Origin of the sequence: Caballeronia sp. LZ035 (assembly GCF_031451175.1) — a bacterium.
In the GTDB taxonomy this organism is placed as follows: Bacteria; Pseudomonadota; Gammaproteobacteria; order Burkholderiales; family Burkholderiaceae; genus Caballeronia.
The window spans coordinates 186,126-210,767 of record NZ_JARUXS010000005.1 but is presented as its reverse complement, the minus strand read 5'-3'; the positions used below and the strand labels follow the sequence as shown (position 1 = coordinate 210,767).

Genomic DNA, 24,642 nt, shown 5'->3' with positions numbered 1-24,642 from the left:
CGTACTGCGTCAATGAGTCGAGGAAATACAGGAATGAGCAAAAAGGAACAGAGCAAGTCGACCGGGCCTGACTTCGCAGTCGTCGGTGTGGGCGCTTCCGCGGGCGGCGTCCAGGCGCTTTTGCGGCTATTCGAGTCTGCGCCCCCTTCGCCGGATGTTGCCTTTGTTGTCGTACTGCATTTGTCGCCCGACCATGCCAGCCACGCGCACGACGTCATTCAGAGCGTTGCCAGCCTGCGCGTGCAGCAAGTTCATGGTCCGGTGCCGCTCGAAAAGAACCACGTCTACGTCATTCCGCCCGGCAAACACCTCGCGATGGTAGACGGGTATTTGCGTCTGAGCGACCCAGAACCACCGCGCCTGCCGCCAACCAGCATCGACGTTTTCTTCCGGAGCCTGGCCGACGCCCACGGCGCTCGCGCGGTCGCCGTCGTGCTGTCGGGCGCGGGAACCGACGGGTCAGTCGGCATTGCGCGCGTTCGCGAACAAGGCGGCATTACGATCGCCCAGCGTCCGGAGGAAGCGCAGTATGGCGAGATGCCGCGAAACGCCATTGCGACCGGGGACGTCGACCTGGTCCTTCCCGTGGCCGAGATCATTCCGAGGCTTTTGGAGCTCGTGAGGAGCGCCGCACAAATTGAACTTCCGGCGCCGTCCGACCCGGACGAGCCGCCCGGGGGCACCGACTCGCTGATCCCGGACGCCGGCGCGATCGACGAAGTGTTGGAAACGTTGCGGACTCGGACCCAGCACGACTTTTCCAATTACAAACGGGGCACGATTGTGCGTCGCATCGAGCGCCGCATGCAAGTGAACGGTCTCACAACTGCCGCTGCCTACAATGCCTTCCTGACCGCAAACTCCGACGAGACGCCGAGACTTCTGGCTGACATGCTGATCGGCGTGACGAATTTCTTTCGCGATCCCTCAGCCTTTGGCGCGCTCGAAGAACGGTTGCATACCGAGTTTGCCAACGGAAAGTATGGGCAGGAGGAACTGCGGGCGTGGGTTCCAGCCTGCGCGACAGGCGAAGAAGCGTTTTCCATCGCGATCCTTCTTGACGAAATCTCCCGCCGACTCCCTCATCGACCGCGGGTGGCTGTTTTCGCGAGCGACATCGACCAACGGGCGATCGCAATCGCGCGAGCCGGGAGTTACCCGGCAGCGATCGCCAACGATGTCTCCCCTGCGCGCCTGGCCCAGTACTTTCACAAAGAGGGCAACCGCTATCGCCTGACGAAATCGTTACGCGATACGGTGATCTTTGCCGCGCACAACTTGCTGAGCGACCCTCCCTTCTCCCGCATCAACCTGATCTCGTGTCGAAACCTGCTTATCTACCTTGATCGGCGGGCGCAATCGCGGGTCGTCGAAGCGTTTCATTTTGCGTTACGCCCGGCAGGGCTGTTGTTCCTCGGCACCGCCGAATCGGCCGACTTCGCACAAGAATTCTTCGAGCCTATCAATAAGCAAAAGAAGATCTATCGTTCGATGCCAAGAACTGCGTCCAACGGTCTGCCCACCTACCCCAACTTTCAGGTTCAGCCTTACATCGGCGGCGGACAAGCGTTCTTCAGCCTGCCCGTCAACGATAAGCCAGTTCAAGTGAAGATTCCGAGCCAGACGCAGTCCCTTGACTTGTTCGGGCCACCCGTCATGGTGATACGCACAGACGGTGAGATCGTTTATCGTTCAGCGAACGCAAACAGGCTGACTGAAGATCTGAGGCGGACTCGGGCAGTGAACCTCTTCGATGTCGTTCGCGATGACGTGCACGCTCGTGTGCGCCAGGCCATTGAGCGCTGCGTCTCGATGGGACGGCGTGGGGATGAAGAAGCCGTTCCGTTCGAGACCGCATCCGGCGACATCGCGGTGACCCTGTCGTTGCGACCCTTCCGTGACCTCGGGCGAGACGAGGACCTGATCTCGCTTACATGTGATTTGCTGGCACCGTTTCCGACGACAACTGACGCCGCACTGAGAAGCGAACCCGGCGAGGAAACGGTCGATTCTCTAAAGCAAGCGCTCGCCGGAAGCGAAGACCGTTTGCGAAATACTTTGGAGGACGCACGCAATTCAGGCGAAGAACTCAGGGCCTCTAACGAAGAATTGCAGGCGATGAATGAGGAGTTGCGTTCGGCGTCCGAGGAACTGGAGGCAAGCCGCGAAGAATTGCAGTCGCTTAACGAGGAGCTTGTCACGGTCAATACCGAACTTCTAGTGAAAGTTCAGGAAGCCGCGCGGGTTGGCGACGACTTGAAGAATCTGATTGCTCTGGTCGGTGTTGCGACTATATTTGTCGATCGGACGCTGAGCATCAAGCGTTACACTTCGCCCGCGGAAACGCTTTTCAATATCCTGCCAGCTGACACGGGTCGGCCGCTGGAGCACCTCACGCACAAGCTCGACTATCCAGAAATGATCGACGATCTGCGCGCCGCTTTCCAGTCGCTCAGAACCGTCGAAAAAGAAGTGCAGAGCAATGATGCACGGAGCTTCCTCGCCCGGGTTATCCCATACCGCACCGATGATGACCGGATCGACGGTGCAGTACTCGCACTAATCGACATCTCCGAACAGAAGGCCGCCCAAATGCAGGCGCGAGCGAGCGAAGAAAAACTCCGGCTTGCTGCTCAGGAAACGCATGATTTCGCCATCATTGTTCTCGGCGATGACGGCCTGGTCGTCAGCTGGAACGTCGGCGCAAGTCGAATCTTCGGCTACCAGTCCGACGAAATGCTGGGTCGCCCGCTTGACGCAATTTTCGCGAACGAAGACGTTGCCGCCGGCGTCCCCCGAGAAGAATGCAACAAGGCCCGCAGCACTGGACGCGCCGAAGACGAGCGCTGGCATCTGAAAAAAGGTGGCATGAAGGTTTTTTGCAGTGGCTTTTTGAGCCGCATCGATGTGCCGGGATTTTCAGGTTTCGCGAAGATTGTTCATGACGCGACGAACAGGAAGCTTGTCGAGGGCAAGAAGGATATGGCGCTTGCTCGGGAGCGCGCGGACCATGACGAGATCAGAAAGCTCAACCGCTTGAAAGATGAATTCATTGCGGTGCTGTCGCATGAACTCAAGAATCCACTCAACTTGATTCACGTAAAAGCCGAGATTCTCGCTCGGATGCCGGAGGCGCAGCATGTCGGCCGTATCCAGGAAATCGCCGACGCGATTCAGAAGTCCGTGCTGACCCAGGCGCAGATAATCGACGACTTGCTTGATTCCTCCCGCATCCAGACCGGGAAGCTTGCGCTGCATTTCGCGCCGACTGACGTTACCAAGATCGCACGGTCAATCACTGAAGCCGTGCGCGACGATGCTGCCGCTCGCGAGATACACCTGGAAGTGGAGGTCCCCGCAGAGCCTCTCATCATTCGCGCCGACGCGGTCAGAATTGAACAGATCGTCTGGAATCTCGTGAGCAATGCGTTGAAATTCACGCCAAGCGGCGGGCACGTGAGTGTTCGACTTCGGCAGGAAGCCAACAAGGTGCGTCTGGAAGTGGCCGACACGGGCATTGGCGTTGCCCCGCCTCTGCTGGAATCGATCTTCGAGATTTTTCAGCAGGCGCCCAACGTGCGGTCGCGCGTGCGATCAAGCGGACTCGGGATTGGGCTCTCGCTTGTACGCCAGTTAGCCCAACTCCACGGCGGGACCGCCGAAGCGTTTTCCGAAGGTGAAGGCCGAGGTGCTCGCTTCCTGGTTTGGCTACCTGCGGACGCTGCTTCCGCGCACCGTCGAGTCGGAGCATCGCCCGCAGACCTGTCGATCTTCGAAGGCGTTCGCGTACTCGTGGTTGATGACTCTGCGGAGTCGTTGACCGCGATGGCCGACCTTCTTTCTCTCTACAAAGCAAAGGTCCATACATCGGCAAGTGCAAAACAAGCTTTGGATTTGTTGGCGGCCTCCGAATTCGAGCTGATCATCACCGACGTGAACTTGCCCGAGTTGGACGGATACGAGCTCGCGCGCCGGGTCCGGCAACTGGAAACGGGTTCAAGCGTTGCGATTGTGGCGGTCACTGGTCGACCAATAGGCGAGGAAGAAGGCGTCGCACGTGAGGCCGGCTGCGACGCGTGCCTTGCCAAGCCATTCAACATACACGCGCTTGCTGAGGTCCTAAGGCTCCAACAGAACCGATAGGAGTTGCTCCGGACGACGCGTGATGCGCGCGCCGAACGACACGACGGCGTTATGTCAAGCGGACAGTACCACCCGCCACGAAATGGCGGAAGCTAAGTGACGCCGGGAAGTGTTCGGAGCACGCCGGTTGAAGCGGCAATAACGCTCTTCATCAGTGTTAAACCCGACAGGGGCTTGCGCGAGCGATCGGCGTTGCCTTATGTCCTGGATAGTAATCCTACGCGTGTTCCATTTCGGCCAGCCGGGTAAGGCCGATTTGAATTGCGCGTTCGTCGAATAGCCGGTGCTTGCGTCGTCCGGCCGATTCACCACCCGGCCACTCAGCGAGACCCTTACGGATGCTCTCCACGCTTGCCGTTCGACCCTCCCGTGCAAGCAGCCAGTGACCGTGCCTCGGTTTCACGTACAGCAGAAATTTGCTAATTTCTGTTTGTACGGAGGTTCGAATGTCAGAGAAGCTAGTGCCAAAGCGGCAATATACGGACGAGTTCAAGGTCGAGGCCATTAGACTTGCCGAATCAGTCGGGCAGCACGAAGCCGCGCGTCGGCTCGGAGTGCCCGTGGCAACCTTGGGCAATTGGAGTCGACGGAGTCACAGTGCTAAAAGTATCGGCGAAGTCGACAGTCACGGAGTGAAGAGCACGCGATCGACGCGCCCGATCAACGAACTTGAGGCGGAGAACAGCCGACTTCGGAAAGAGCTCGCCGGTGCGAGACTCGATATCGAGATCCTTCGAAAAGCGACGGCGTACTTCGTGAAGGGGTCGCGGTGAAGTAATGCATGGACTCTCCCACCTTTCCTGGAAGCGCACAATGTCCTTTCTTTACCGGAGAGCCGCCATGATAGTTAAGACCGTCGGACTCGATATTGCGAAGAATGTATTTCAAGTGCACGGCGTGACTGCTGAAGGACGAACCGCTGTCGCACGCCAACTCAAGCGCAACCAAGTTTTAGCGTTTTTCTACAAATTGCCGCCTTGTCTTGTTGCCATTGAAGCGTGCGCCAGTTCCCATTATTGGGCGCGCGAACTGCAGAAGCTTGGGCACGAGGTAAAGCTTATCCCAGCGCAGTATGTCAAGCCGTTTGTACGGCGCTCAAAGACGGACGCGAACGACGCCGCTGCAATTTGCGACGCTGTATTACGTCCCGACATGCCAACCGTGGCGATCAACACGCCAGAGCAGCAAGCCATACAGATGGTCCACCGCATACGACAGCGTCTGATGACGACCCGCACGGCGCTCATTAATCAGATGCGAGGGCTACTAGGTGAGTATGGCATTGTGTTCCCTGCGCGAGTGGCGGCATTCAAAGACGGCATGCGAAATTGTATTGCGGCCGGAATCGGCTCGCTGCCAGCCCTCGCACGCGAGCTCACGGAAGCAATGTGGCAGGAACTCGGGCATGTGGAGGCACGTATCGCGGAAGTGGACAACAAGATTAAACGCATCGCCGCCGAGGACGAACGCTGCGCTCGCCTGCTCGAAGTTCCTGGCGTTGGGCCGGTCATTGCCACCGCTCTAGTCGCAGCGGTCGACAACGCGCGACGTTTCCGAAACAGTCGCTGCATGGCAGCGAGCTTTGGGCTGACGCCCCACGAACATAGCAGCGGCGGTAAGCAGAAATTGCTGGGGATCAGCAAGCGAGGGGACGGCTATTTGCGATGGTTGTTGATCCAAGGCGCGCGCTCGATTTTACGCTTCGCGAGTCGACGTGAAGACGCCATTTCGCGCTGGGCAAATGCGTTGGCGATTCGCCGTGGCGCGAATATCGCGGCCGTGGCCCTAACGAACAAACTGTCGCGCATTGCCTGGTCGATCCTCGCAAAGAACGAGTCTTTCCATTGGCGTTAAATCGTAACGGTTTTATTCTTCACCAGTTTGCGAACGATGATTGGCTGATGCGCACCGGGTTGGACCCGGCTTCGGAAATCCGACATGCGTAGTGGCTTCTCAAGGCCGCTGAAGTATTGAGACCGAAGCAGGCGATTTGCATCATGGCCAGCGGCTTAGCCGCGAAAACAGGCCGGATATATACGTGCAAACTTACCCATTGGCACCGCGACAGGAAACCATCGCTTGCAAAACGGGAGAGTCCATATATACGCATGGATCGACGAGCACCGCGACCAGTACAGTGTTACTCGGCTGTGTCACGTCTTGACGGTGTCGCGCAGCGGATATTGCCAGTGGCGTAAGCGCGTGCCAAGTCAGCGAGCGCAGGCCAACGCCGCGCTTGATCGGGAGGTGGCAGCGATTCACCGGGCCAGTCGCGGCAGCTACGGCCGTCCTCGGATCGTAAGGCAATTAAGGATCCAGGGGCAGCCGGCGAGCGCCGAACGCGTACGCCGTAGTCTGCAACGCCTAGGGCTGCGGCCGGTCTATAAACGCCCGTATCGGGTGACGACGGATTCGACACACCGCTTACCGGTTGCCCCCAACCTGCTTGATCGTCGATTTGACGGCTGGCAGCCCGATCAGGCTTGGGTCAGCGACATCACGTTCATCAGGACCGGCGAAGGTTGGCTATACCTAGCTGCCATTCTGGATCTGGCAAGCCGACGCATCGTAGGTTGGTCAATGTCAGAGCGCATCAACGCGGAACTGGTCTGCCAGGCACTGCGCAGCGCGTGCTGGCACCGTAAGCCCGCGCTGGGGTTGTTATTACATTCCGATCGCGGAAGTCAAGGCGGATTCAACCGGTCGTCGCAACACTGGATTGTTGAACAGATTTTAGGTACTCGTCGAGAGCTTCCGCGGGCGTCTTCCATCCAAGAGCTTTTCGCGGTCTTGAGTTCAACGTATTAGCACGGCTTGGATCTCGCGAGCACTCCACCGGGATAGGTCTGTGCCTTTTGGAAAGTATTGTCGTAGAAGGCCGTTGGTGTTTTCATTCGTACCACGCTGCCACGGGCTTTGCGGGTCGGCGAAGAATACTTCACGCCAGACTCTATAGTGAAGCGGGCATGATCGGAAAGCTCCTTGCCACGATCCCATGTTAATGACCGCCATAACTCCGCAGGCAAGTCAGTCACAGTCTTCTTGAGTGCGTTGGCCATCGTGACAGCCCCGTAGCCGGCTAGCGCAGGTCCGTTCTTCGTGCGCGGAATCAACCCGTAGCCTTTTTCTCGAGGTAAATGCACGAGCATTGTGAAACGGCTTGATCTTTCTACTAGCGTACCGATGGCGGATCGGTTCAGGCCAATGAGGAGGTCGCCTTCCCAATGGCCCGGCACCGCACGATCTTCCGCCTCTGCGGGCCGACTGGAAATCATCACCTGTTCACTGACGTGCGCCCACGCTTTGGCACGCGCTCTCGCTCGAGGAACGCGCAACGCGCGACCGGTGCGCAAGCAGCCCAACAGCTCGCGCTTAAGCGCGCCTCGCCCTTGAATATAAAGCGCTTGATAAATGGCTTCGTGGGAAATGCGCATCGATTTATCATCCGGGAAATCCACTTGCAACCGATTGGCGATTTGTTCGGGTGACCAGCCTTTGACCCACGTTCGATCACCGCGGCGAGGCTTGTTTCGCCCCTTAAACGGTGCCTGCCTAGGCCCAACAACTGCACGGCCATCAGTGTCATGAACTTTGCCTTCCAAGCGCTCATGTACATAATGACGCAGTCGTTCATTAGTCGCCAGCTTCGCTGGCTTCGGTCGTTTAGCGAATCGATCCGCCTTCCACTGCGCGACAGAGGCACGATACTCGAGATACCCACTGCGGGTTGCAGCATTGCGCGTAAGTTCTCGCGAAACGGTTGATGGACTGCGTCCGATACGCCGAGCGATTTCGCGCACTCCGAGGCCTTGGACACAGAGCAATGCTATCTCTTCTCGCTCAGAGAACGACAAGTATCGACCAGCGATAGGTTCGGACATGAATAGTGGCATGCCGCCACGATAGCGGAACCAGCGCGAGCCCACTGCTTGAGATGCGCCTACCGCCTGCGCTGCCTTCTCGCTTGTAATGCCAGTCGCGATCTGTTGCCAAAAGCGACGCTCGATCTCGTTTCCAAGCGATGGCGCGCCCGGCGAGTACATCGCTGCTCGACCGGTCAACCGATACACCTGCTTTGCACTTCGCACCATGCAACACCTCCTCGATCAAAGGTGTTGCGACGACCGGTTGAATCCGCCCAATATGCAAGCCGGGCGTACCGAAAACTGGCCGCTGACTTCAAGATGAACGTTTCGATGAGCCGTCGCGCTAATGCATGGGACAACGCGCCAATGGAAAGCTTCTTCAAAACCCTGAAAGTCGAGCGAATCTATCAAGTTCGCTACGAAACGCCCGCTCAGGCTCGTCTGGATATCGTCGACTGGATCGAGGGCTACTACAATCGACAACGCCTGCACACCTCTATCGATTTCTCCACTCCCGTCGATTACGAGGCTAGGATGATCGCTGCATGACTTGCTGTACGTGGAAACGAGGCAGGATCAGTCGAGCACTGCCTCACAATCGTCGATGCTTTCGTGCAGGGTGACAAACCATATCTACTTCAGGTGCTTAGCAAGTCACCGTGAGAGTTACTCACAAGCTTTTCAACGGAATCCGTGGATAAATTTGCTCCCAGCGCGACTGTGTTCGACGTACGGCGCGACTGACGCTTGACGACCCAGGTTATCTTGAAAGGCGCGTCGAGATCAGCGCGCTGGACAATCACCCCTTATAGATCGCACGCAGCGGTTTCGTGACGCCTCGGCAAGGGTAAAGCGAGACGCACAAACCATGGGAACTAGCGTTTCGACACGGCCTCGGCCGAACCCGGAAAACGAAAAAATGACTCGTTGCACAGTGCATGATGCAAGGCCTCATGAAGTATGCGGCCGGTAATGCCGCACCACGTCAGCGAGCGCCTGCAGACTGAACGGCTTGGGCAAGCAGGCGTCGCAGCCTGCTTCGCGGGCACGCGCTTCTTCATGATTCACCGGCCGTCCCGTCACGGCGACGATGGGAATGTTAGAAAAGCTGTTCAGTTTTCTCAACTGTGCGACGAGATGGTAACCGTCCATGTCGGGCAGATTGACATCGGTAATGACCATGTCGAATGGGTTCTTTTCGGCGATGGTGAGGGCGTCCGCTGCATTCCTCGCAGTCGATACGTGTGCGTCATATAGCGAGAAGAGTTCGGCCATCGCCTGCAGCGACTCTTCTGAGTCTTCAACGAGCAGCACACGTGCGCCGGCGAAGACAGCCAGGCCGGCGGGCTTGTCACCCGCTTCTCGATTAGCAAACGATGCATCGGCAGGAAAGGTGACTAGGAAGCGTGCGCCACGGCCTGCGCCATCGGAAAACGCTTCTGCCATTCCGCCATGCAGTTGAGCGAGCTGGCGCACCAGGGACAGTCCAATGCCAAGCCCACCGGGTCGCGCACGAAACGGTATGTTCGGCGTCTGCTCGAACATCTCAAAAACTGATGCCAGTGCCTCGGGCGCGATGCCGCATCCCGTGTCAGCCACCTCCACTTTCACTGTCTCGGCTTCTTGCTGGAGCCGCACCATGATCTGCCCGCCATTCGGCGTAAATTTAAGCGCGTTGCTCAGCAGATTCCAGATAATCTGCTCCACGCGCACCGCATCGCCGCGAATGATCAAGGGGGTCGACGGAACGTCCAGTTCCAACCGAATTTCGCTCTTCTGGAAGTCGTCCTGCATCGCGCTGCTGATCGAGCGAACGATGCTTGCGATATCAGTCGGAGCCAGCCGCAACGACAACTTGCCGGTCTGAATCCGCGAGAAGTCGAGCAGATCATCGATGATCTGCGCTTGAGTGAGCACAGACTTCTGGATGGCGTCGGCGACTTGCTGGATCCGTCCGCTCGTCCTGGCCTCCGGCAGGCGAGCAAGGATCTCGGCTTTCACGTGGATGAGGTTGAGAGGATTTTTCAGTTCATGCGAGAGCACCGCGATGAACTCGTCCTTCAAGCGGCTCAGCTTTCGGATTTGGCTGTTGTCCGCACGCTCGCGCTCAAGCACTTGTTCCTTTTTGCTTTCGGCGAGCCGCCGAGTGGTTGCATCGTGGACAATCTTGGCGAATCCTGAAAAACCAGGCACCTCGATACGACTCAGAAATCCGCTGCAGAAAATGAGACGGCCATCTTTTGTCCTATGCCAGCGCTCGTCTTCCGCGCGCCCCTGTGCCGCCGCTTGCTTGCACTCATGAGCCAGCACGCCGTCAGCAATGTCTTCCGGGATAAAGATGAGATCGAGTGGCTTGCTCAACGCTTCGTCGGCAGTGAACCCGAAGATATGCGTAGCGCCCACGTTCCAGCTGACGATCGTGCCATCATCGTCCAGCACGATGATCGCAAAGTCGTGCGTCTCGCGGGCTGCAAGGCGCAGCTTCTCTTCGCTCGCCTCTGCTTGATCCTGTGCGGTTTTTTGTTCCGAGATGTCAATCAGCGCAAGCACCGCGCCATCAATGCGGTCGTCGTCCGTGCGGTACGGCAGCACGCGAGCCAGGAAAGTGCGTCCGTCCCCGGTTCGCACCTCCTTCTCTGAGCGCCGCAATGACTCGAACGCGTCGCGCAAGTCGCTGAACATCTCAGGATAGTCAAGATTATGCGTCAAGTGCTGAAGGGGTCGTCCCTCATCACCCGGCCGGATGTTAAAAAGCGTCTCGGCCGGGGCGGTGTACCGCTTGATATTGAGCGTTCGGTCGACGAATACGGTAGCAACACCCACCGACGAAATCAGGTTCTTCAGATCATCGCTGACACGCGCGGATTCCTGAACCTTGGACAGCAGTTCGGAATTGACTGTCACTAACTCTTCGTTGAGCGACTGCAGTTCCTCGCGACTGGCTTCCAACTCTTCAGTGGCCGAGCGCAGTTCCTCGTTCATTGCCTGGAGCTCTTCGTTGGATGCCCGGAGCGCTTCATTGGACGACTGCTGATGCTGCATGGAATCGCGCAACAGGTCCTCGCTGCCCTCCAGTGCTTGCCTAAGCGAATCCACCGTTTGTTCCTGCTGCGCCTGCTCCGGGGTTGACGGCACCCCCTCCACGAAGGGGTCGTCAGAAAGTGCTGTGAGCAGATCGCAGGTTACCGACACCAAATCCGTTTGATGCGCACGATCGCGGTAGGGTCTAAAAGATAAATCAACCGCAATTTCGCCCGACGCGGTCATGAAGGGCACGGAGGCCTCATCTTCACGGCGCGCTGTTGTCAGGCAGCGCTGTAACGCGCGCCGCACCCCTGCGTGTGCGTCGCTGCGTACGATGTCCAAGAGGTTGGACACCCGCGTGTGGCGAGCGTCCTCGGTAAGCCTATTGGCGTTAGCGGAGCGGTGCACGATGGCACCATCCGCGCGGACGACGATGATAGGCGGTCCGAATAGATCATGCGAGCGCGCCTGACTAGGCAGTTTCGCGTCCGAAGGTCTTTCGGGCAGTGTGTTGAAGAACGTCTCACCACCGATACCGACAGGCAGGATCATATTCCCTTGCGAAGCCAGGCTGTGGGCAATCGCGTTCGGTCGCGCGCGGTAGATTCTCTGCTGCTTTTGAACGGGAGAAAAAAGTTCGTTGGCGAAATCCGCTGACTCTGCCGTTCCCAGGAAAAGAAATCCTTCCCGGGGTGCCAGCGAGAAGTGAAAGGTCTGAAGCACGCGCGTCTGTGCACGACGATCCAGATAGATCAGTACATTTCGACAGGAGACAAGATCGATCCGGGAAAAAGGCGGATCTCGAAGTAGATTATGCGCGGCGAAGATGACGGTATCGCGGAGTGACTTGGTCAGCCGGTAGCGGTTACCGTCCTTGCTGAAATACTGGCTCAGACGCTCCGGCGAAATATCATTCTCGATGGCTTGTGGATAGCTCGCTGTACGGGCGATGGAAATAGCCCGTGCATCGATGTCGCTGGCGTACACGCTCACGCGAGGCCGGTTCGGCAACCGTCGGACGGCTTCGTCGAGCAGGATGGCAATCGAAAACGCTTCCTCACCGGTTGCACATGCAGGCACCCAGGCACGCAGTTCGTCGCGTCCCTGAAGATCAGCCAGCAATTGCGGTAGCGCGGTGCGCTCAAGGGCAGCAAAGGCATCGGGATCGCGGAAGAAATTGGTCACCCCGATCAGCATGTCCGCCAACAGCTTCGGTGTCTCATCCACATTGCCATCGAGAAAATCACGGTACGCGACAGCAGTGGGCATCGCGTTGACCTGCATACGACGCTCGATGCGCCGCATGACGGTGCCCCGTTTGTAGTTCGAAAAATCGTGGCGGGTTCGCGCGCGTAAGGTTTCGAGCACTTCGTCGATGGCGTGGGCGTCTGACGCCGGCAACGGCGTGCCGCCGCCCGACTCCTCGGACCGCTCCGTATCCGACGGTGCCGGCAACTGAATCCCGGCTGCATTTTTCGCTATCGCCAAGACGGTGCGGATGATCTGGTCGACCGGCAATATCAGGTCAACGTCTCCGGTCTCGATTGCGCTGCGCGGCATATCGCCATACTCCGCCTCATCCGGACGCTGGGCGATCGTGACACCGCCTCGTTCGCGCACGCGTGAGATGCCCACTGAGCCGTCCGCACCCGTGCCGGAAAGAACGACTGCAAATGAGCGCGAGCCATGTGCGTCAGCGAGGCTTCGAAAAAACACGTCAATGGAGGTTGGCGGCAAACGCGGCGGTTGCGCTTCGCTCAGGCGCAGATAACCGTCCACCATTGATATCAGTTTGCCCGGTGGAATCACGAAAATTGTGTCCTTCTCGAGCGGCACCGGACTGCTGACTTGGCGGACTTTTAGCCGGGTAACACTTTGAATCACTTCCTGCGCGTGACTCGTATGGTTCGGCGAAAGATGCAATACCACGACGAAAGCCGCGCCGGTGGATGCGGGTGCCGTTTCAAACAAGCGTAAAAGCGCCTGGACCCCACCGGCGGACGCGCCAATTCCGACCACCGGAAAGTCAGGTCCGGTGGACTTCTCAGGACGCTTTGCATCAACACTGATAAGCATGCGCTCTCCGTTCGTCGCCAATCCTTCAACTGCCGGTACCAGGTCGCTGATTAAATCGCGTTAAGGACGTGATGACGGTCCTTCGAGAGAGCCGAAGTTGAAGGAAGACTCCCTCAGCGCGAAGCGGTCCACGCAATGATATCTTGCAGCGGGCGGACACCACCGCCCTTTTGACAGAAGGCGTCGAAGCCTGCGGTTAGTCCGCGCGGGCGAACGGCGCTTTCCTCCATCGAAGTGTGCGCAATTAAAAGCGCCGCAGATACATTGTCGTGCGCTCGCAGGAGCGCAGCAAGCTCGAAGCCGTCCGGTGAAGGCATATTGATGTCTAGGACGGCGAGCTGAGGCGCCCATATCGCGACGCGCTCCATCGCGTCGTTGCCGTTTGAGGCGAATGAGTCTCATGACCGGCATAAGCGAGTGAGGGCGAGCGCCTCGGCGCCGATCGCATCACCATCTCCAAAGTCGAGCCCCTGCTCCTGCCAGTGCGCGCGCAACGCATTGACGGTCGCGCGACGCATCGGCACCGTGCGTTGCTTGCGACGCACGCCAATGATGGTCAACGTCCACACGGCGCGTGTCGCCCGTGGCGGTCCGCACGAAGGATCAGGTGACGGTTCTTGTGTCGCCGCCGATGGGTTGCTCGTCGATCAACGGGCGCTTCGGAAAGTTGCCCGCCGAGCTACTGGGCGTCGATGACCGCCGTCCGATGGTTGACGCTCGTCGAGGTTTTTCGCTGGTCGAAGATCTTCACGCCTTGCCAGGCACGCTTCGCGCGGCGCAGTCCGGAATCGCCCATCAGCAAGATCGCCGCGCGCGCAGTGCGCTACTGGTGTCCCTCCTCGTCGCCCGATTGAGTTGAGCTGGTCTTCCCGGTTCGATCTCTTTCAAATCGACCGACGCGAAGCGGTTGCACTGCGCATCAAAGCGCCGGCAACGCTCGCTGAACCGGAACGGCCAGTTCGCGCGTGATGGTGGCCGGTTCATGGACTGTGCTCCACGGGTTGCCCGCCAGATAGTGCCCGCCAGATAGCGCACCTCGACCAGCCGCGCAAAGGCGGCCCGCAATACCCCCACCGCGCACGCCTGACTGTCGACCGACAAGCCCTCCGGGGCGGCTGGCCCAGTGCAGCAAGTCATGCCCGCCCCTCAGAGAGTGGGTACGCTGTCACTTCAGGAGCAGGTGCCGCTCCGTCACCGGCGCGATCCGCCGCGTCGCTGGCGGCGTCCTTCACATCCTCCTTCGTATCGCCCAGTTCCTTGCGCACTTCTCCTTTGGCCTGTTGCGCGTCGCCCTTGGCTTCCTGAACCGGATCATCGGTCATCTTCCCGACCCCCTCATTGATCTTGCCTTTGACCTTTTCCCCGACTCCTTTCATCTGATCTTCATTCATTGCCTTTCTCCCAAATTCGCCCCCGGGTTGCGGGCATCTGGGTACCGGCAAGGATGGTGCCGGCCAAATGACGGTCGTCTCTATTGGATCCGGGAGGTCAGAAAATGACGGCACTACCGGTGATCAGGCTCGAACACCAATCCGGGGGCTGGATCTGAGCGGTAATATTGCCCGGCGCGAGGGATGGCGTACCGTTCTTACTCGGCCAATCCCGCGAAGCGTTTCCGACCGAGGACGCAGCGCGCTGCGATGCCAGCAGGGGCGACCCAGCAACTTTGTGCGGATCTCACTGCGCCGGCCGGAGAAATGTAAGGCATAGGGGTTGCTAAAAGGAAGGCATGAGCTCCGCTTTCACACCCATGTCGCCCATCATCACTCCGCCTCCCGGGATGTGGAGCCCTCGTTCATTCGAACGCGTTACGCCCCCAGTTGCCGTGCTCATTGTCGACGATGACAGCACAGGCGCCGAGGCCTTGGCCGCTGTGCTTGTCACTGAAGGCTTTCGCGCAATTGTCGTGGATGGCGGAGGTGTCGCCTTCCGAATGGAGCCGGCGTGGACGCCGCACGTCGTGATCCTCGACATCGAGATGCCGCACAACGACGGTTTTGCTGTGGCGTTGGCGATGCGCGGCTCAGGCCGCTTCGCGACCATACCAATCATCGCGTACACGTCGCTGGACGAGGCGGCGGTCATCACGCGGGGTAAAGAAGCGCAGATCGACGCCTTCTGCCGGAAAGGGTATTCACTCCTCGCGCTCCTCGCGCTCATCGAGCACGTCGCTCCGTCGATGATGCCGGGGCAAGCTAAAGCGCTCTAAGGCTGGTTCGTTGACGCTCGCCTGTCCTTCACGCATCTTTGCGGGTGTCGCTCAGTTCGCGCTCCCGTTTTTTCCGCAGGCGACTGTCCTCGCCGTTTTGCCCGTTGAGATAAACGACGGGCGCTGCGCCGAGGAGCAATAAGACCACGGTCATTGCTATCATTTCGGCACCTTCACGCAATGAGCTCACGCCCGTCATGCCGTGATTATGCGCGGAACAAGGCAAGCAGGCGCAAGCACTCTCAGCACAGGGACGCAGCAAGTCGTAGCCTGTCCATCCGCTCGCCAAAAAGCGACTCACTCCCGGCGTGTTCTCGGCGGCAATGCTGGCGCTATCCCTCATCCTCTGCGTAGTAACGCGCCGCAGCCTCCAGCATGCGCCGCCGCTCCGCCCGGACGTAGATCGAGGTGGTCTGCAACGAGGCATGACCGAGAATCGCCTGCACCACATCGGTCGGCATCTCGCGCGCGACCGCGCGCGTTCCAAACGTGTGCCGAAAAGCGTGCGCCGACGTGTTGGCGAGTTGCAGCAACTCTTCGGCCGTGAATTCGGCCAGCGCGGCGGTCTGAGCGCTCAAGCGTTGCATCGGCATGCGCGCGAGCCGACCCAATGCATCGGCGGTATAAGGCACTTCCGGAGCGGTGTCATGTCGCTTGAGCGCGGCGCGGGTTGCCGGAATCCACTGCGGCGCGATCAGCGGTCCCTGCGCTCGTGCGGCGTCGAAATCTTGGCCGCGATCGTCCCAGTGAGCCCGCAGCGCAGCGATGGTGGCCGCGCTCACCGGCACCGTGCGTTGCTTGCGGCGCTTGCCTATGACGGTCAGGGTCCAGACGGTCCGAATTGCAGGTGTCGTACGCGCAGGCGTCGGGCGGGCGGCGCCAGGTGAGGTGTTTTGTGACGAGCCGGGCGATCCGTCACGGGCCAGTTTGGCGTCGTCGCGCAGCTCCGCGGGGCGCAACTCTTCGCGCCGGGCGAGGGCGGCTCGGCGCGGCGTAGTCCCGAATCGCCCATCAGCAAAATCGCCGCGCGTGCCGCGCGCCACTGGCGAGCGTCCTCGTCGGTGCCCAGGGCGCCAGAACCGGACGCTTTGCAGCGCTCGTCGAGTGCGGCACGCACCTGCGCCCACAGTTTCGCCGGCAGTGCCCGCTGAACCTGCACCGCCGACTCACGCGTGACGGTCGCTGGTTCGTGCACCGCGCTCCACGGGTTGCCCGCCAGGTAACGCACCTCGACCAGCCACGCAAAGGCGGCCCGCAGCACGCGCACCGCATACGCCTGACTGTCGGCGGACAGGCCGTCAGGAGAGAACGGCCGCCAGCGACCACTCGTGCGCGGGCGCTTCGGTCCAGTGAACGACGCCAACGGCGCCTTCAAGAAGTCTTTGTAGGCCTCGCAGTCCTCGACCGTGAGCGACGACAGCGCTCTTTGCCGAACGACCACACTCCATAGAATCAGCCGTTCGAGCTCGCGCGTATAGGCCCGCAAGGTCGTCGGCCGATCGCGATAGCGGTGCAGGTAGGCGTGCACCGCGGCGAGATCGTGCTCGGCGCGAATGAACGCAAAACTCGTCGCCCGATTCAGACCGCGGTTGTCCACATTCCCGCCCGACAACTCGGCTGTCACAGCGAGGTGCTCGAAGGGCGCGAGCCGCGGCTCAGCCGGATCGCCACCGATCACAATGACGCTGTCGCCGCCCTCCGCTCCCGCGACGCCCGTTGGCACCAAGGACGCGGTGTGGACGTCGGCGGCGACTTTGACGCCAAGCGTCGCTTCATGCCGCCGCAGCCACGCGACGATCGTCCGCGCGCGCAACGCGCCGATGCGCGGCACTGCGCGCCACCAGTTGCCGCCGCGCGCATTGCTGTTGAGGGAAGCCGTTAAAAAGGCTGGGAGTTGGGCGCATGGAAGGGTATCGTTTCCCCTAGCAACTCGACGAGGAGCCGCCATGCGATGCACGATCGTTCTTGAGTTCGACAACGGCGATGGGAGTGTGGTGAAGCGGGTTGAGGTCATGGGGTTTCACAGGCCCGTCGAAGACCAGACACCCGGAGACGTCGGACTGTCACTCGCCGAAGGCAAGTCATTGCTCAATTGTGTGCAGCAGGAGTTCGTTGTCGAACAGATCGAACGTTTTTGCACGTCGCGTAGATCCTGTGTGGACTGTGGCGTACAACGGCGCCTGCACGATAGTCATTGCTCGGAGCTGAAGACCGCACTGGGAAAGGTTTTCTATTGCCGCGAACGATGGAAGGCCTGCAATTGTGGCGCTGACGGCTCGAGATATGTTTCTCCGCTCAAGAACTACCTGACGGAGGCAAGCACCGGTGAACTGAGATGGCTGCACGCAGAGCTTGGCGCCACGATGCCCTATCGGCAAGCCAGGCGCGTTATGGACCTTCTGCTACCCAGCTCGGGCCGCGACAATCATGTAACCATCCGCAATCACACTGTGACCGTCGGCAAATCGATTCAGCACGCACGGCCTGTGCGCCAGTGGTGCGAGGAGACAAAGCCGAATGCGGAACTCGGCATTGACGTCGGTTATGTCCGTCGCGCACGTTGCAACTACAAGGGTTCGGGCAAGTACAATCGCGCAGAAGCCGGAAACCAGTCATCGTCGATCGCAGTCGTCGTTGCTGCTGTAGGCCAAGTTGGTGAGCAACCGCGAGTGTGGGCTTCCGCCATGCCGCGCACCAAGCGGCTGAATCAAGAAATGACACGATTCCTGGAGGTCAGCGGATACGGGGACCCTAGTGAAGTCGTCGTCCTGACCGATGGCGCGCGGGACTTGGTCGGCGTCGCGCGCGACCTTCCCTACGATAGTGAATGGATTCTCGACTGGGCGCATATCGGGCGGATGTTGCGACGCGTCGATCAAGCTATCGCGCCTCTGGCATATGGGCGACTCATGGACAGTGGATCAGCGTTCGAACTGTGGGATATGTTCGTGCGCTTCCGCCATTACGTCTGGACCGGAGACTCAGTGGCTTGGCAGCAGTTCGCAGCTAAGCTCGCTCACTTGCTTGACCTGCGTGAGAAGCAAGATCCGGCAGCGAGCAGCCAGATCAAGAAAGCAAGTTACAGCCTCTCCAATGTGGTCACGTATCTCGAGAGCAACCCTGAGTCGCTGATCGACTATCGCACGTGGCAACGTGTAGGATGGCGAATCTCTACCGGCTTCGTCGAGTCGTCGATCAACCGAATGGTTGGCTGTCGAATGTGCAAGAGCCAGCATATGCGCTGGAGTCGCGTGGGAGCACACAGTGTCGTACAGCTGCGCGTCGCGCTGTTGAACCAAGAATTCCACGAACTCGCACGGCGACAGTTTCCGTGGATTGGACAGCGACGCGTTACGTGGCCCTGGCAGAGAACATCCCAGGGTTTTTAACGGCTTCCCTCAACAACGGCGTCGCAGAGCGCCGGCGAAGGCCCAAGTCGGCGCGAGCGAGCAAGTAGGTCGACTATCTCTTTTTCGGCCAGCGAATACGGCACACCTGGCAATGGTTTCAAACAACGGCTGCGCTTTTACCCGTCGCCCGAGGCGGTCAGGGTTCTCCACTGTCAAACGCCCGGACGGTACGCCGGGCGCGCCAGCCACGCAACGTTTCCTCCAGGTAAGGCAGCGCCTCGGCGAAAACGATCGCCGTCAGCAGCACTGCCACATACGGTCTCGGTAGCGGCGACCGCTTCCATACGAGCGCGAAGCGCGCCGGTTCGTTGCCGACACCGGCGAGCGCCGCCGCCTGGGGCCAGTGACGGCTCACCACGAGCAGGATCGCCATCAGCGGCACCATCTCCAGAAAACTGTGCACGTGCTGCTCGAGCGGCGACACGCGACGATGCCGGACCGCGTAACTGACATCCCATAACGCAGTAGCTTCGTGTACGAAAAACGCGACGATCATCAGCAGCGTCGTTCCCGCATTCACCTCGAGGAAGATTGCCGCAAGAAGCGGTACGCCCACCTCCGCGAACATCAGCAGATGAATCAGCGACTCCCGAAATCCGCCGTGCACGGCAATGTGAGATGCACGATGGCACAGCCAGTCAGCGAAGCCCGCCGCAAGCCAGATCGGCACCACGACGTACATCAACAAGACGGCGGACGGGTCGTTGTACATGATCTGATCCGAAGCAGAAGGATAGGGGATGCTGCGAGCTGTTACCTCATGTATTCACGCTGTCGCCGGGTGCCAGCAAGACGAGCCGACCGGCCAGGCGCACGTTCACTGCGGCGTCGTTGCCGCACGACGCGTGCAGTGCGACCGCCGTGGCGCTGCCGCACACCACGTAGCGCTGCCCATGAAATTCAAAGCCCATGCGCATGCTGGGGAGGCCAGGCGGCCACGCAGGCTCGACTACGATAAGCTTTTTCTCGTATCGCATACCGGCGTAATGGTGCAGAACGACGTCCAAAAGCCCGGCATGCGAGCCCAGATGCAGACCCTCTTGCGCGCTGCCCGACGCCGGCGTCTGATCCGTTTCGAGGGCCTGATAAAAGAATGCGACTGACTTCCACGGATCGGCTTCGGCGAGCGCACCCGCGCAAACCACGCGCGACAGACTCGATTCGTGCGTCATGTGGACAAGACACTGCTTGAGCGATCGCTGCGCGGCTGCGCGGCCAAAGCGATAACCAGCCCGATCCAGCAACGTGCGCAAGCCCTGCTCGCGCAGCAGATAAAACAGGATCAGCACATCCGGCTGCTTGATCAGTGTCATGCATTGGTCGTATCGCCTTTCTTTTCGAGCGCCCAGTCGGTCCGGTTGCCGTCGTGCGCGAACGCGCGGGGGTCGCTCACTTGGCGCAGTCGGTCGAATCCTTCGAATTGCGCGATCGATCCGTCGGCGAGAAACGGTACGCTCAGGCGACTCGCTATCGCACACCAGCGCTCGGGCTCGTCGTTCGCCAGATCGAGCTTTGCCGTCAGCGCAGCGCGGTCGTCCGGCGGCAGATCGGCGAGGATGTCGCGCGCGCTCCATAGCGTCCACATGGCCATCACGTTCGTGTAGGCGTTGTTGACGACACCTGCCTGCGCACTGCCGGGATACGCATCGTGATATTCGTCCGGTCCCATGACGCGGCCTATGTCGTAGCGCCCGGTCGCGGCGTTCCACTCGACGAGGCTCGACCACATGCGCGCGATCTCCACTATCATCTCCGCGCCACAGGAACGCAGGAACGTGTCGTCGCCGGACATGAACACATAACGCACGACACTCCATGCGATTGCTGCGCCGACATGGCGCTCCAGGTGCGTGTTATCGCGCATCCAGTGACCATTGAGCGGGTTGTAGCGGAACGCCGGCGTTTCCTCTTCACCCGTCGTCGCGCTGCGCCACGGATATAATGCGCCGCGCAACCCGCTCGACTGCGCGGCGTACCGGGCGGCGTCGAGCCGCCGGTAGCGGTACATTAGCGGACCCTTTGCCAGCGCCGATGCGCTGCGTGCGGCTTCGGGCAACACGAAAAGATCGTCCCAGAACACGTGAGCCTGGTAGCCTTCCTGCCAGCCGCGCGCCGGCACGCCCACATCCTCGCGCGCCGAATGCGCGGAAACGGTCTGTCTGACCTGAAATGCTCGCAGGTTGAGCGCCGACGTCAGCGATGCGTCGTCGCTACTTATGCGCGACGCGTCCCAGCTCGGTGTCCAAGCCCGGCAATGCGCCTCCTGCAGGCGCTGCGCGCGGTCGGCCCGGCGGACTTCCTCGCAAGCTGCCTCGACCGGTTCGGCGGCCGTCGCATCACGCGAGGTTCTGACGGCCACGATACGGTCGATCCCGAGCGGCACGCCCTTCGCAACCCGCAGACGCCTCAGCATGAAGCGGGCGTCGGGTTCATTCCACGCAGTCCAGTCCGCCGCGGTCGTTCGTTGCCCGTTCAGGTCGATGCGTGCGGCTATCGCCACAGTGCTCGCGGTGGCCGCGAGACGAAAGACCGTACATGAAATGCCGTCGCGCGCGTCGATATGCGACAGGTCCATGAGGTGGCGGGGTTCGAGGGGGCGCTGGCTTTCCACGATGCCGTTGCGCACGCCCGCATCGATGCCCGTGCCGATTTCGAGCGCACCGTCCCAATCGCACGCGGTGACCGTCCAGCGCAACCCGATCAGCCACGGATTGGCGTGGCTAACGAAGCGCGTTTCCTCGATCTGCGTGGTTCCGTACGGGTCGCGCAGCACCAGCCTGCGCGATGCAAGACCCGAGCGTGAATCGACGGCATGGCGGTATTCGAGAAGCTCTGCACGGCTGCACCCGAGCCAAGGCCCCTCCGGGCGTCTGACCGCCAGCACGGTCGCATTCGGCAGCCGCGGCGCGCTCGTCATGCGCACGAAGTGGCCGCCCGCCTTTACTGCGGCCAGGTCATAAAGTCCGGCGCGATAAAGACCCGGATAGTGAAGCGATGCGACGCCATCGCCGCTGACCCGCCAAGGGTCCGAGAGCCGCGCCTCAGGTGCGCTCCCGCGCACGAACAACACGCCATTACCCAAGCCGAATATCGACTCGCGACGCAATTCGTCTTCCGGGCGGAAAGCGTCGAACTCGAGATGATCGTCGCGTCCGTAAGCGTATTTCGCGTCCGTTTCAGGCATTCGGTGCCTCGATTCCCAGAGCTGCCGCCCAGCGGTCGGTTTCGTCGCGCGACGCATACGATTCCTGTGAGCCCGAGCGCATCACCGCGAGATTGGCGGCAGCCGTTGCGAAGCGCAGCGCGTCGTCGCGCGGACGACTTTCCGCGAGTGCGACGGCGAGCGCACCACTAAATGCATCGCCGGCGCCGGTCGTGTCCACGGGGTTAATGGGTCCGACGCTCACGGATCGCGGCCCTTCATTAGAAAACGCAACGCAGCCGCCGTCTCCCAGTTTCACGCACGCAAGTTCAAAGCCGCTCTCGTGCAGTTTGCGCGCGGCGCTCAACGCGTCGTCCTTCCCGCCGATGTCGATGCCCGTGAGCGCGGACGCCTCTTCCTCATTCGGCGAGCATGCGTGCACCTGCGGCCAGCAACGCCGCACCGCCGCGTCGCCAGCGTGCTGCGGCGGTGCGAGATCGAGCACGATGCGCAAGCGGCGCCGCGTCGCCGCTTTGAGCAGCGCGGCGACGCGGCGCCGGAATTTCGCAATCCATCGCCAGCACACTGTCCGGCGACGCCGCTTCGATCGCAAGGACCGCTGCGTGAATGTGTCCGGGCTGCCAGCCCTCGTTGGCATTTGGCGCGAGCACGATTCGCTTTTTCCCGGTTTCCGGCACCATGATGATCGATACGGCGGTCGCGCATTCGTGCGCGTGCATCACCGCGTCCACATCTACGCCGTGCCGGCGTAGCGGCACGAGCGCCTGTTCGGCAAGATCATCGTCGCCGACCAGACCGATGAGCCGCGCGTCGTGCCCGAGTTTTCGAGCCAGGAATGCGCGGTTTGCAGCCTTGCCGCCCGACAGGCGGGAAAACCGCTGTGCTCGGCTCGTCTCTTCATCGCCGCTATCGCCAACTCTCATCTGAAAGTCGGCGTTGATGCTTCCGATGCTGATAATCGTCGGACCCATGTTCACTCCAGCGAAGAGGGACACCCGAGGCTTGCGTGTGGAAAAGCTGGCCTCGCGCTTGCTCAAATGTGGGAGACTTTCCTTGTCAACCGTGAGGAGCAGATCACGCCTAGCTCCCTCTCCACGATAAGTACGCCGATGCGAAAAGACGGCACCGACGGCCCGAACATGCCGGCCGAACCGGAAACACTGCAACAACCGAACGACTACGTAACCGCTCCGCCGGTCTGACCGAAGCCGCCGCAAATGCCGTCACAGCTTCCAATCGCAATTTCCGCACCACTTGATTACACCAGGAGAACTCACATGCCGCTCAGCAAAGGCAAGTCCCGTGAAGCCGTATCGAAGATGTGAAGACCGAGATGAAGGATGGCAAATCACAGAAACAGGCGGTGGCCATCTCGCTCAATCAGGCGCGAAAGTCCGGCGCGAAAATACCGAAGAAGCACGAGAAATAGCGCCGGAACTACTGCGCCGTACTCCGGTTCGGAGCACGCCGGGCGTTTGCGACCGCCGCGACGGTCCCCGCGCTGTGAATCCGCCGGCGCCTCAACGGGACGCAGCGGGTGGAACGGGATGAGCGGAACCGCCGTCCACGGCCCCTCCTTTAGCAGCCTTCTCTTCGCTAACGCCTGTGAGCGCCGTGCAGTTCATCGTCTGCGGCGATCCGTCTTCCAAGGCGTGCCCGCCACCGGCCCGGAGAAAACCGGCTAAGGATATGCGGGGATTCCCGGACGTCACGTAGCCCTGCATGCTTCCGCGTAGACGCGGCAGGCATCGCTACATATGCGGCAGTGTTGGGCTGGATGCCGCCCACATTCGTCTGCACACGCATCACAAATTCGTGCGCACAGATCGCAAAAGTCCCGCATGAACTGTGTATCGCGCGCAATCGCTTCCGAAGTGAACCGACAAAGCGCGGCGCAATCGAGGTCTAGCCGCACGCATTTTTCCATGTCGGGAAAGCGCCCTTCCGCGATGCACGCGGACGCGCAGCTCGCACATGCTGCTGCGCAGCGGTCGAGCGCAGCCGTTTCCTTCTGGTACTGGGTCACGATGATTCTCCCGTTGGATCGAGTGCATCGGCAATAACATTCAGCAACGAATGTGCATGCTCGAGGTTGGCATCCGTCTGTCGGTCAAGACTACGGCCATCTGCGTGACGGCCCGCAGAAACACGCGCTTCACGACGATGCGCACGGTCCTCTTTGTCGTTGCTGGCAAGCTCGACTTGTCCGCCTCCAACCCCATGCCTCATGAGCCCGTTACCCACTGCATTTTTAAAAGAGCCAGAAAACAGATATCCTCGATGTTTGAATGAATACATGTATCCTCAACCTCATCGAACCATCGACGCGAAAGCATGTATGACTTGATCCGCTCAGTCGTCGTCGCTCCGGGCTAACCATGCTTATTGCGTATATCACGATGACATGGCGCCTGTGCGCTTTCTCGGCGGGACTGCAATCAAAAACGGTGATTGCTTGAAAATTTCTCGGCAATCGCTTGCTTCAATTTGTCCCGACTGTCGGCGGTGATTGACGCATCAATCTGGAAGAGGTTGGCGCTCCACTGACTCTTGATGCGGACCTTCCAGCATCCTCTTTCAGCTCCGTCGACAAAAATTTTTCCCTGAGCGACGATGTTCTCATCATTTGGATGGAGGTTGTCTACGTCGTCATTCAAGAGCTCGATGTTGGGTACCTTCAATTTGCAACCTCCCAGCGCACGGTCAAGAAATAAGCATTCACTGAAAATACCAGATCTCGTATCTATTTGC

General features: G+C 60.2%; 18 protein-coding genes and 6 pseudogenes. 9 read left to right on the top strand and 15 right to left on the bottom strand.

The annotated features are described in order from the left end of the window. Positions 1 to 33 precede the first annotated feature (33 nt). From QCE88_RS39455 to QCE88_RS39440, 4 genes and pseudogenes are all read left to right on the top strand, one after another. Positions 34 to 4,143: a chemotaxis protein CheB gene (locus QCE88_RS39455; RefSeq protein ID WP_309911308.1), complete on the top strand. Its 4,110-nt coding sequence runs from the start codon at positions 34 to 36 to the stop codon at positions 4,141 to 4,143. Positions 4,144 to 4,589: 446 nt separating this feature from the next. Then, positions 4,590 to 4,918: pseudogene (locus QCE88_RS39450) on the top strand (transposase); the annotation flags it as partial. Between the two features lie 65 nt (positions 4,919 to 4,983). Then, the gene (locus tag QCE88_RS39445) at positions 4,984 to 5,997 is read left to right on the top strand and encodes an IS110 family transposase (protein WP_309911307.1); all 1,014 of its coding nucleotides are present in this window, start codon (positions 4,984 to 4,986) and stop codon (positions 5,995 to 5,997) included. A 243-nt stretch (positions 5,998 to 6,240) separates the two neighbouring features. Beyond that, positions 6,241 to 6,831, top strand: a pseudogene (locus tag QCE88_RS39440) (IS3 family transposase); the annotation flags it as partial. A gap of 7 nt (positions 6,832 to 6,838) precedes the next feature. Here QCE88_RS39440 and QCE88_RS39435 read toward each other — a convergent pair. After that, positions 6,839 to 8,234: pseudogene (locus QCE88_RS39435) on the bottom strand (IS30 family transposase). A gap of 42 nt (positions 8,235 to 8,276) precedes the next feature. Between QCE88_RS39435 and QCE88_RS39430 the strand changes: the two are divergent. Further along, positions 8,277 to 8,558, top strand: a pseudogene (locus tag QCE88_RS39430) (integrase core domain-containing protein); the annotation flags it as partial. Between the two features lie 402 nt (positions 8,559 to 8,960). On the opposite strand, the gene QCE88_RS39425 reads toward QCE88_RS39430, so the two are convergent. The 3 genes and pseudogenes from QCE88_RS39425 to QCE88_RS39420 all read right to left on the bottom strand — a co-directional run bounded on the left by QCE88_RS39425 (position 8,961) and on the right by QCE88_RS39420 (position 13,669). Next, positions 8,961 to 13,109 (bottom strand): chemotaxis protein CheB, encoded by a 4,149-nt coding sequence (locus QCE88_RS39425; protein ID WP_309911306.1) that lies wholly within the window; start codon positions 13,107 to 13,109, stop codon positions 8,961 to 8,963. A 113-nt stretch (positions 13,110 to 13,222) separates the two neighbouring features. Beyond that, positions 13,223 to 13,486, bottom strand: a pseudogene (locus tag QCE88_RS42155) (response regulator); the annotation flags it as partial. Positions 13,487 to 13,507: 21 nt separating this feature from the next. Next, entirely contained in the window at positions 13,508 to 13,669 is a 162-nt protein-coding gene (locus QCE88_RS39420) for a hypothetical protein (RefSeq protein ID WP_309911305.1), read from the bottom strand. 23 nt (positions 13,670 to 13,692) lie between these two features. Here QCE88_RS39420 and QCE88_RS39415 point away from each other — a divergent pair, with 23 nt between their 5' ends. Beyond that, a complete protein-coding gene (locus QCE88_RS39415; protein ID WP_309911303.1) occupies positions 13,693 to 13,968 on the top strand; it encodes a hypothetical protein in 276 nt (91 codons plus the stop codon). Positions 13,969 to 14,326: 358 nt separating this feature from the next. On the opposite strand, the pseudogene QCE88_RS39410 reads toward QCE88_RS39415, so the two are convergent. After that, positions 14,327 to 14,500, bottom strand: a pseudogene (locus QCE88_RS39410) (CsbD family protein); the annotation flags it as partial. A gap of 434 nt (positions 14,501 to 14,934) precedes the next feature. Here QCE88_RS39410 and QCE88_RS39405 point away from each other — a divergent pair. After that, positions 14,935 to 15,318: a response regulator gene (locus QCE88_RS39405; RefSeq protein ID WP_309911302.1), complete on the top strand. Its 384-nt coding sequence runs from the start codon at positions 14,935 to 14,937 to the stop codon at positions 15,316 to 15,318. Between the two features lie 28 nt (positions 15,319 to 15,346). On the opposite strand, the gene QCE88_RS39400 is transcribed toward QCE88_RS39405, so the two are convergent. The 3 genes from QCE88_RS39400 to QCE88_RS39390 all read right to left on the bottom strand — a co-directional run bounded on the left by QCE88_RS39400 (position 15,347) and on the right by QCE88_RS39390 (position 17,149). Next, complete coding sequence (locus QCE88_RS39400; protein ID WP_309911301.1) at positions 15,347 to 15,472, bottom strand: hypothetical protein; 126 nt, start codon at positions 15,470 to 15,472, stop codon at positions 15,347 to 15,349. Positions 15,473 to 15,650: 178 nt separating this feature from the next. After that, positions 15,651 to 16,100, bottom strand: coding sequence for a tyrosine-type recombinase/integrase (locus tag QCE88_RS39395; protein WP_309911300.1), 450 nt, complete (start codon positions 16,098 to 16,100; stop codon positions 15,651 to 15,653). A 38-nt stretch (positions 16,101 to 16,138) separates the two neighbouring features. Then, on the bottom strand, positions 16,139 to 17,149 hold the full coding sequence (locus QCE88_RS39390) for a hypothetical protein (protein WP_309911298.1): 1,011 nt from the start codon (positions 17,147 to 17,149) through the stop codon (positions 16,139 to 16,141). A 115-nt stretch (positions 17,150 to 17,264) separates the two neighbouring features. Between QCE88_RS39390 and QCE88_RS39385 the strand changes: the two genes are divergently transcribed. Next, complete coding sequence (locus tag QCE88_RS39385) at positions 17,265 to 18,707, top strand: ISKra4 family transposase (protein WP_309911296.1); 1,443 nt, start codon at positions 17,265 to 17,267, stop codon at positions 18,705 to 18,707. Positions 18,708 to 18,864: 157 nt separating this feature from the next. On the opposite strand, the gene QCE88_RS39380 is transcribed toward QCE88_RS39385, so the two are convergent. From QCE88_RS39380 to QCE88_RS39360, 5 genes are read right to left on the bottom strand one after another with little or no spacing between them, the layout of a single operon-like run. Continuing rightward, positions 18,865 to 19,440: a diguanylate cyclase gene (locus QCE88_RS39380; protein WP_309911294.1), complete on the bottom strand. Its 576-nt coding sequence runs from the start codon at positions 19,438 to 19,440 to the stop codon at positions 18,865 to 18,867. Between the two features lie 46 nt (positions 19,441 to 19,486). After that, complete coding sequence (locus QCE88_RS39375; protein ID WP_309911293.1) at positions 19,487 to 20,041, bottom strand: hypothetical protein; 555 nt, start codon at positions 20,039 to 20,041, stop codon at positions 19,487 to 19,489. Continuing rightward, the gene (locus QCE88_RS39370) at positions 20,038 to 21,912 is read right to left on the bottom strand and encodes a glycoside hydrolase family 65 protein (protein ID WP_309911291.1); all 1,875 of its coding nucleotides are present in this window, start codon (positions 21,910 to 21,912) and stop codon (positions 20,038 to 20,040) included. Before QCE88_RS39370 ends, QCE88_RS39375 begins: the two co-directional genes overlap by 4 nt. Continuing rightward, on the bottom strand, positions 21,905 to 22,375 hold the full coding sequence (locus tag QCE88_RS39365; protein WP_309911333.1) for a PfkB family carbohydrate kinase: 471 nt from the start codon (positions 22,373 to 22,375) through the stop codon (positions 21,905 to 21,907). Before QCE88_RS39365 ends, QCE88_RS39370 begins: the two co-directional genes overlap by 8 nt. Then, positions 22,290 to 22,928: a PfkB family carbohydrate kinase gene (locus QCE88_RS39360; protein ID WP_309911289.1), complete on the bottom strand. Its 639-nt coding sequence runs from the start codon at positions 22,926 to 22,928 to the stop codon at positions 22,290 to 22,292. Before QCE88_RS39360 ends, QCE88_RS39365 begins: the two co-directional genes overlap by 86 nt. Positions 22,929 to 23,224: 296 nt before the next feature. On the opposite strand from QCE88_RS39360, the gene QCE88_RS39355 reads away from it, so the two are divergent. Then, on the top strand, positions 23,225 to 23,320 hold the full coding sequence (locus tag QCE88_RS39355; protein WP_309911288.1) for a DUF6496 domain-containing protein: 96 nt from the start codon (positions 23,225 to 23,227) through the stop codon (positions 23,318 to 23,320). 593 nt (positions 23,321 to 23,913) lie between these two features. On the opposite strand, the gene QCE88_RS39350 is transcribed toward QCE88_RS39355, so the two are convergent. Beyond that, positions 23,914 to 24,189, bottom strand: coding sequence for a hypothetical protein (locus QCE88_RS39350; protein ID WP_309911287.1), 276 nt, complete (start codon positions 24,187 to 24,189; stop codon positions 23,914 to 23,916). A gap of 140 nt (positions 24,190 to 24,329) precedes the next feature. Beyond that, on the bottom strand, positions 24,330 to 24,572 hold the full coding sequence (locus QCE88_RS39345; RefSeq protein WP_309911286.1) for a hypothetical protein: 243 nt from the start codon (positions 24,570 to 24,572) through the stop codon (positions 24,330 to 24,332). Positions 24,573 to 24,642 lie beyond the last annotated feature (70 nt).

Coding starts and splice junctions, on each gene's coding strand:
- QCE88_RS39445 (WP_309911307.1), top strand. CDS start 4,984: ATGATAGTTAAGACCGTCGGACTCGATATTGCGAAGAATGTATTTCAA.
- QCE88_RS39400 (WP_309911301.1), bottom strand. CDS start 15,472: ATGACCGTGGTCTTATTGCTCCTCGGCGCAGCGCCCGTCGTTTATCTC.
- QCE88_RS39370 (WP_309911291.1), bottom strand. CDS start 21,912: ATGCCTGAAACGGACGCGAAATACGCTTACGGACGCGACGATCATCTC.
- QCE88_RS39380 (WP_309911294.1), bottom strand. CDS start 19,440: ATGTACAACGACCCGTCCGCCGTCTTGTTGATGTACGTCGTGGTGCCG.
- QCE88_RS39375 (WP_309911293.1), bottom strand. CDS start 20,041: ATGACACTGATCAAGCAGCCGGATGTGCTGATCCTGTTTTATCTGCTG.
- QCE88_RS39385 (WP_309911296.1), top strand. CDS start 17,265: ATGCGATGCACGATCGTTCTTGAGTTCGACAACGGCGATGGGAGTGTG.
- QCE88_RS39425 (WP_309911306.1), bottom strand. CDS start 13,109: ATGCTTATCAGTGTTGATGCAAAGCGTCCTGAGAAGTCCACCGGACCT.
- QCE88_RS39350 (WP_309911287.1), bottom strand. CDS start 24,189: ATGTATTCATTCAAACATCGAGGATATCTGTTTTCTGGCTCTTTTAAA.
- QCE88_RS39355 (WP_309911288.1), top strand. CDS start 23,225: ATGAAGGATGGCAAATCACAGAAACAGGCGGTGGCCATCTCGCTCAAT.
- QCE88_RS39455 (WP_309911308.1), top strand. CDS start 34: ATGAGCAAAAAGGAACAGAGCAAGTCGACCGGGCCTGACTTCGCAGTC.